We start from the raw sequence: 7,125 nt of genomic DNA, 5'->3' as shown, positions 1-7,125 counted from the left end.
AGAGGGACTCGAACCCTCACATCCGTGGGACACTAACACCTGAAGCTAGCGCGTCTACCAATTCCGCCACCTTCGCATCACTGCGGAGGGGGATTCTATAGAGTTTTGGGGGAGCGTCAACAGCCAAAGGGGACTTTTTTCGCTGTTGACGCTCAAAGTGGCGCCAAGGGTACAAAACTTCAGCAATCAGCTGACGTTTGGCGTTCAGTAACGGCCCAATGCGCTCTGATACATCCGTTCATACTGGGTGACCGAGTCAGGCCAGTTGAAGCGGGTGCTCATGGCATTGCGCTGTACCTTGGTAAAACGCTCTTTGTCCTGCAGGAAATAGAGCAGGCTGCGGCGCATGGTATCGAGCAGGATGGCGGCAGTCGGATCGTTAAAACAGAAGCCGGTGGCATGCTCGGGATCGGCATCCCAATCCACCACGGTATCTTTCAGACCACCCACGGCGCGCACCAGTGGCAGGGTACCATAGGCGAGACTGTACATCTGGTTGAGGCCGCAAGGCTCGAACAGAGAGGGCATCAGGAAGAAGTCGGCACCGGCTTCGACCAGATGAGCCAGCCGATCGTCATAGGTGTTGATGAAGGCGAGCTTGCCCGGATAATCCCGGGCCATGGTTTGCAGTTGCGTGGCGAGCGTAGGATCGCCAGAGCCGACGATCACCACTTGTACCTGATGGTGGAGGAATTTCTCCAGCGCAGGGAGCAGCAGGGGAACGCCCTTCTGCTCGGTCAGGCGGCAAACCATGCCGTAGATGGGCAAGTCCGCTACGGCCAGCCCCGCTTCCTGCTGCAGGCTCTGTTTGCAGATCTGTTTGCCAGCCATGTTGTCGATGCTGTAGGTCGCAGGCAGGAATTCGTCGAACTCCGGATCCCAGTCTTTGTAGTCGCAGCCGTTGAGGATGCCGCAGAGATCGGCCGCCCGTTGCTGGAAGATATGCGCCATGCCGTGGGCGCCTAGGTGAGTCAGCAGCTCCTGGGCATAGTTGGGACTGACCGCGTTGATCTTGTCGGCGTAGAGCACCCCACATTTGAGCAGATTAACGTGGCCGTAGTCGTAGTTGATGCGGCGTTCGTAGTCGGCGATCTCGGGCATGGCCCAGAACTGCTCGCGGCCAAACACTCCCTGAAACGCCGCATTGTGAATGCTAATTACGCTGCGGGTCTGCTGGAAGAAGGGGTTGTGAGCGTGGCGGGTTTTCAGCAGCAGTGGCAGCAGGCCGGTGTGCCAGTCATTGCAGTGGGCGATATCCGGGGCAAAGCCAAGCTGCTCGCAGGCATGGAGGGCCGCGGCCGAGAAGAAGGCAAAGCGCTCGCCATTATCCGGATAGGCCTGATTGTTCTCGGCGTAGAGCTGGGGACGATCGAAATATTGTGGGCAGTCGAGCAGATAGACGCAGACGCCATCCAGCTCCATCTGGTAGATGCGATAACCGATATCCGGCAGCCCGGGGTGGGTTGGCAACCAGCGTGATGCCACCAGTCTGGCCTCATCCCGTCGCTTTATCGTCTTGTAGAAGGGCAGCATGATCCTGACATCATGCCCCTTCTGGGCCAGGTACATCGGCAGGGCTCTGGCGACATCGGCCAGGCCCCCGGTCTTGACCAGCCCCTCAACTTCCGAGGCAACAAACAGGATTTTCAGTGGGTTAATAGCCAACTCTTGCTCCCTTAGGTACCACCACGATACCGCCTTCGGATACGGTAAATCGCTCTCTATCGTGGTCCAGATTTTCACCGATAACGGTGCCTGGCGCAATTTCAACGTTTTTATCAATGATGGCGCGCCGGATGGAGCACCCTTCACCAATCTTCACATCCCCCAGCAGAACGGATTCACTGATATGGCTGCACGCGCCGATATTGCAGCGGAAACCGAGGATGGATCGCTGGATCTGGCTGCCCTGAATGAAGCAACCGGCGGAGATCAGCGAGTTGGCGATCTTCACCTTGCACTCGTCGCTGTCGATGAAGGTAGCAGGCGGCAGCGCCGGATAGTGGGTGTGCAGGGGCCACTTGCGGTTATAGAGGGAGAAGGGGGGATTGTCGGCCACCAGGTCCATGTGCGCTTGCCAATAAGAGTCGAGGGTGCCCACATCCCGCCAGTAGACGTGCGGTTTCTCGCCGGGGATGACGTTGGTGCTGTAGTCATAGACATAGACGGGGGCGCGCGGGTAGAGGCTCGGGATCACATCCTTGCCAAAGTCATGGCTGGAGTTCTCCTCGGCGGCATCCCGCTTCAACTCGCGGCAGAGGGCATCGGTCTCGAAGATGTAGTTGCCCATGGAGACCAGCGCCTGGGTCGGATCGCCGGGAATGTGCTTGGGCTGTTTTGGCTTTTCCTGAAAGCCGATCATCCGCCCTTCGGTGTCGACCTCGATCACCCCGAAGGCACTCGCCTCTTCGATGGGCATGCGCAGGGCCGCGACCGTCATGGCGGCGTTCTTCTGCTTGTGGAAGGTGACCATCTGGCTCACATCCATCTTGTAGATGTGGTCGGAGCCGAAGATGCAGACATGATCCGGTTCGGCCCGCTCGATAAAGCCGAGGTTCTGGTAAATGGCGTCGGCAGTGCCGTCGTACCAGCGTTTGCCCATCCGCATCTGGGCCGGGATGGGATCGATAAATCGGTCGGTGATGCCGACGATATTCCACCCCTTCTTCATGTGCAGGTAGAGGGATTGTGATTTGAATTGGGTCAGTACATAGATGCGCAGAAAGTCGGCGTTGACGAAGTTGTTGAGGACAAAGTCGATCAGCCGGTAGCTGCCACCAAAGGGGACGGAAGGCTTGCTGCGGGTAGTGGTCAGAGGCTGCAGGCGAGTACCTTCGCCACCAGCCAGGATCATGGTCAAAATGCCTGCCATCGTATTTCTCTCCCTGAATTAACAACATGAAAAGGCTTTCAATGTTCGGTATAAAAACACCCCTAAAGGGGTGGTTTTTATCGTGTGCTTAATACCTTATCAGATGCCGGATGGCGCTCTCTAGCTGTTTTATTGTGCTGCTTACACTTATTTACATTTTGCTCAGATAGACCTTGAATTTGGCATCACTGCTGATCACTTCAGTCCGTTTGAAGTGTGTCTCCAGTATAGGCTGGTAGCGCAAGAAGGCGTTGGCAACAATGGTCAGCGAACCATTTGGCAGCAAAAATTCCGGCGCCTTGGCCAGGAACTGCTCGGTTGCCGCATAGAAGGTTTTGAGACCCGCATGGAATGGCGGGTTGGAGACGATGTGCTGGAAACGGGTGAAGACATCCGAATAGACATCGGAAGCGGTGACCTTGCCCTGCAGACCGTTGATCGCCAGGGTGCGGCGGCTCGATTCGAGTGCCAGTGCGCTGATATCTACCATGTTGACCCGCAGATCCGGATTGCGCTTGGCCAGCACGGACCCAATCACCCCGGCGCCGCAGCCAAAATCGAGCAGCTCGCCTTTCATCGGCGGCACGGCGGCCAGCAGCATCTGGGTGCCGAGATCCAGCTCGGCGGCGCTGAAGACGCCGGGCAGCGCCAGCACGGTCAGTTCGGTATCACCGGCCTTGCACTGGTAGCGGCCAAACCAGCTATCCAGATCGAACGGGGCGACCGGTTTGCAGAGCTCGCCATGATAGAGCGAGCAGCGGCGGGCCGAGTCACGTTTGATTGGCTTTTCGCCATAGAGGGCCAGCAGCTTGTCGGCGCCATTGATGCCGCCGCGGTTGTCACCGGCGAGGAACAGATCGGCACCCGCTTCCAGCAAGGGGGTCATCATGGCCAGCAGATATTGTGCTTCGGCCTTGGCCTTGGGCATCAGCAGCAACAGGGCATCGAAGCGCGGGGCTCCACCGAGCTGGTGGTCGAACAGGATAGCCTCGCCGAGGGCGGCCTGCTGGCTGCGGTAGTAGCAGTAATCGGTGGTAAAGACGGTCAGGGTCTGGGCCAGGCTCGCCAGCTGGCGGGGGTAGTCATCCTCCAGCGCGCCGCAGACAAGTAGCCGCTTGCCGACAAAGAGGGCTTGGTTTCGTTCCAGCATCTGGCTGACGGCACTGATTGGGCTGCTCATCGGGTCTCTCCACGCAATTTTGGGCGGCCATTATACATAGCCCCTTTCGCCTTGACATTTATGCCGTGTTCCCGAAATATGCCCAGACACCATTTTTTGACCAGAGATGACGAAATGCGGTTCAACGGGTTGAAACGAAAGCATAAAAAAAGCCTGAAATTCGGGCCTGCCGACGTTCGCGCGTAACCTCTCATCCCTGAGAAGCTTCAAACCCCGGTTGCGCACATCGTACCGGGGTTTTTTATTGCCATATGCGCGTCATTTAGGAGAAGGAGATCCCATGTTTCAAGGTTCAATCGTTGCGTTGATCACCCCGTTTCGACAGGGAAAGCTGGATGAAGAGGCGCTGCTGCGTCTGGTGGAGTGGCATATCGAACAGGGCACTCACGGCATTGTGCCGGTGGGTACCACGGGGGAAAGCCCGACCCTGACCCATGACGAGCACTGCCGGGTGGTGGAGCTGGTGGTCAAGCAGGTCGCTGGTCGCATTCCGGTGATTGCCGGAGCGGGCTCCAACAATCCGGTCGAAGCCATCGAGTACACCCTCCATGCCGAGCGGGTGGGCGCCGATGCCACCCTGCATGTGGCTGGTTACTATAACCGTCCCAATCAGGAGGGGCTCTACCACCACTTCAAGGTGGTACACGATGCCACCGCCAAGCCGATCATCGTCTACAACATTCCGCCGCGCGCCATCGTTGACGTGCAGCCCGCGACCCTGGCCCGTCTGGCCGAACTGCCGCGCATTGCCGGGGTGAAAGACGCGACTGGCGATCTGGCGCGCCCCTGGACCGAACGCCAGCTGATCAAAAAGCCTTTCGCCTGGCTATCCGGTGAAGATGCCACGGCTGTGGCCTACAACATCGGCGGTGGTCAGGGCTGTATCTCTGTGACCGCCAACGTGGCCCCCAAGCTGGTGGCCGAGGTGCAGAACCTCACGCTGGCCGGCAAGTGGCAAGAAGCGCGTGAACTGCAAGACAAGCTCATTCCGCTCCATCAGGCGATGTTTGCCGAGCCGAGCCCGGCTGGTGCCAAATATGCCGCTTCCCTGCTCGGTTTCTGCAGCGAGGAGTGCCGCCTGCCGGTGATGCCGCTGTCAGAAGCGACCCGCGAGCGCATTCGCAGCGCCATGCAGCAGCTCAACCTGCTGTAGTGCAAAACGGGTGAGCCAAGGCTCACCCGTTTTGTTTTCGGCTTTTGTTTCCGGTCTTTATTTCCGACCTTTAGTAACGGTATGGCCACGCTCAGGCTGCGTGATGCAACCAGGCGGCGATGGCCAGCTGCAACTCGACATACGCCGGATAGAGGAAGAGATCGGCCAGCTCGGCAGGCCACTCGTTTTGCTCGCCCGACTGGGCTTGCAGATGGGCGTGCAGGTTGGTCAATGCAGGCAGCCAAGGTGCGGGTTGTGGCAGCGCGGCCGCACTGCGGGCGACCAGATCGATCCCCTGGCACAGGGCCGCGAGTGCCTGCTGTTGAATGCCTTTATCCTGAGGATGCTCCAGCCAGAGCTGCTCGTGATGCTGCCAGTGACGCAGCCCCTCGCTTACCCCCGTTATGCCATCCATACCTTCATGTTCGACCAGCGCCTGCAGGGCCAGCGGTTTGCCAAGACCAGCCAGTCGATAGCCGCGCTGGGCCTTGGATTGGGCGCCAAGGCGCAGCCCGCCGATCCTGGCAAGGCGCCGGGCCAGTGCAAACAGCGCCGCGGTCGCGCCTGATTTGAGCTCCAGTTCCAGCTCGTTGATGGTGGTGCTGCCCTGACTGCCGACTATCTCTCCCTGATCCCAGGCCAGCTCAATCTCGGCCCCCTCGAAGGCGATCAACCAGTGGCGGCGCAGGAAGTCGGTGCGAAACTGGGCGACCAGCTGCTGCTGAATGTGGTCACGCTCGGTCAGAGTCGGCCAAATCTCATCGGGAAAGGCCGAGAGGGTCGGCAGATCGCCGCTCACGGGAGCGTTGTACTCGGGTCTGGCGTGCAGGCCGCCCACCACCTGACCGCGGCATTTGATGGTCTGCTCGGCGAAGGCATCGCAGCGGCGGATCCGCAGTCCCATCTCCAGCTGGCGCAGAGCCAAGGTCGGCGTATCGAAATAGACGTTGCCGAGCTGCTGTTGTGACGATTCTTTAATCTCAAGAGAATTCAGCAGGTTGGATAACTTGGCTTGAATGTCGCGGGCGACAAAAAACTTTATCTCGATCTCAGTTTGCATAGTCATTCCGGGCTGGCAGGCAACTTTGGGGGGCAGGATTCGGGTCGCGGGGATATAATGCCCGCGAGACGACTAGATTAATTCGCGGTTTAATTGAGGGCGCAGTTCGGTTACCATGCGCGCCTCATAAAATCGTATCGAGTGTTTTTTCACCGACACAGGTTTGGCCATGCCAGTAAATACTATTTTGGGGCTTTTTGCCAAGTCCCCCATCAAGCCGCTGCAGAAGCATATCGTCAAGGTTCACCAGTGCTCCCAGCAGTTGGTTCCCTTCTTTGACGCTGTTGCCGAAGACCGTTGGGAAGATGCCGAGAAGATCCGGCAACAGATCGCCCAACTGGAAAAAGAGGCAGATACCCTCAAGCGTGAAATCCGTCTGAAACTGCCTCGCGGCCTGTTCCTGCCGGTTGCACGTACCGACCTGCTGGAGCTGTTGACCCAGCAAGACAAGATTGCCAACCGTGCCAAGGATATCTCCGGCCGCATGCTTGGCCGTCGCATGGAGTTCCCCGCCGAAATGCGGACGGATTTCATGGCTTACCTCAAACGTTGTATTGATGCGACCGCTCAGGCCGAGAAAGCGATCGGGGAGCTCGACGAGCTGCTCGAGACCGGCTTCAAAGGACGGGAAGTGGAAATGGTTGCCGAGATGATCCACCAGCTGGATCTGATCGAGGACGATACAGACACCATGCAGATCGGACTGCGCCAACAGCTGCAAGCGGTTGAGCACAATTACAATCCGATCGATGTGATGTTCCTTTACAAGATCCTCGAATGGGTAGGTGACCTGGCAGATCAGGCCGAGCGCGTAGGCGCCCGTCTGGAACTGATGCTGGCTCGTTCGTAATCGACTGACT

General features: G+C 58.4%; 6 protein-coding genes. 2 read left to right on the top strand and 4 right to left on the bottom strand.

Features of this window, described 5'->3' with window-relative positions:
- Nucleotides 1-204: 204 nt before the first annotated feature.
- The 3 genes from glgA to rsmC all read right to left on the bottom strand — a co-directional run bounded on the left by glgA (nt 205) and on the right by rsmC (nt 4,052).
- A complete protein-coding gene (glgA, locus tag OKC43_RS12935; RefSeq protein WP_270659338.1) occupies nt 205-1,665 on the bottom strand; it encodes a glycogen synthase GlgA in 1,461 nt (486 codons plus the stop codon).
- Nucleotides 1,655-2,872: a glucose-1-phosphate adenylyltransferase gene (glgC, locus tag OKC43_RS12930; protein WP_005340236.1), complete on the bottom strand. Its 1,218-nt coding sequence runs from the start codon at nt 2,870-2,872 to the stop codon at nt 1,655-1,657. The genes glgA and glgC overlap by 11 nt, the downstream gene beginning before the upstream one ends.
- A 151-nt stretch (nt 2,873-3,023) precedes the next feature.
- Complete coding sequence (gene rsmC / locus OKC43_RS12925; protein ID WP_236271976.1) at nt 3,024-4,052, bottom strand: 16S rRNA (guanine(1207)-N(2))-methyltransferase RsmC; 1,029 nt, start codon at nt 4,050-4,052, stop codon at nt 3,024-3,026.
- Nucleotides 4,053-4,332: 280 nt separating this feature from the next.
- Between rsmC and dapA the strand changes: the two genes are divergently transcribed.
- Complete coding sequence (gene dapA / locus OKC43_RS12920) at nt 4,333-5,205, top strand: 4-hydroxy-tetrahydrodipicolinate synthase (RefSeq protein ID WP_040067320.1); 873 nt, start codon at nt 4,333-4,335, stop codon at nt 5,203-5,205.
- 91 nt (nt 5,206-5,296) lie between these two features.
- Here the strand turns inward: dapA and OKC43_RS12915 are convergent, their stop codons facing one another.
- Complete coding sequence (locus OKC43_RS12915) at nt 5,297-6,265, bottom strand: CYTH domain-containing protein (RefSeq protein WP_236271975.1); 969 nt, start codon at nt 6,263-6,265, stop codon at nt 5,297-5,299.
- A gap of 169 nt (nt 6,266-6,434) precedes the next feature.
- Here OKC43_RS12915 and OKC43_RS12910 point away from each other — a divergent pair, with 169 nt between their 5' ends.
- A complete protein-coding gene (locus OKC43_RS12910) occupies nt 6,435-7,115 on the top strand; it encodes a TIGR00153 family protein (RefSeq protein WP_005340244.1) in 681 nt (226 codons plus the stop codon).
- Nucleotides 7,116-7,125 lie beyond the last annotated feature (10 nt).

The organism is Aeromonas sp. Y289-2 (genome assembly GCF_027705925.1).
GTDB lineage: Bacteria > Pseudomonadota > Gammaproteobacteria > Enterobacterales > Aeromonadaceae > Aeromonas > Aeromonas veronii.
Note: the sequence above shows the minus strand (reverse complement) of the source record. Positions and strands in the feature narration are given on the sequence as shown.

Bases quoted from the DNA above. Each gene is read 5' to 3' on its own strand.
- glgC (WP_005340236.1), bottom strand. From the start codon at position 2,872: ATGGCAGGCATTTTGACCATGATCCTGGCTGGTGGCGAAGGTACTCGC.
- OKC43_RS12915 (WP_236271975.1), bottom strand. From the start codon at position 6,265: ATGCAAACTGAGATCGAGATAAAGTTTTTTGTCGCCCGCGACATTCAA.
- rsmC (WP_236271976.1), bottom strand. From the start codon at position 4,052: ATGAGCAGCCCAATCAGTGCCGTCAGCCAGATGCTGGAACGAAACCAA.
- dapA (WP_040067320.1), top strand. From the start codon at position 4,333: ATGTTTCAAGGTTCAATCGTTGCGTTGATCACCCCGTTTCGACAGGGA.
- OKC43_RS12910 (WP_005340244.1), top strand. From the start codon at position 6,435: ATGCCAGTAAATACTATTTTGGGGCTTTTTGCCAAGTCCCCCATCAAG.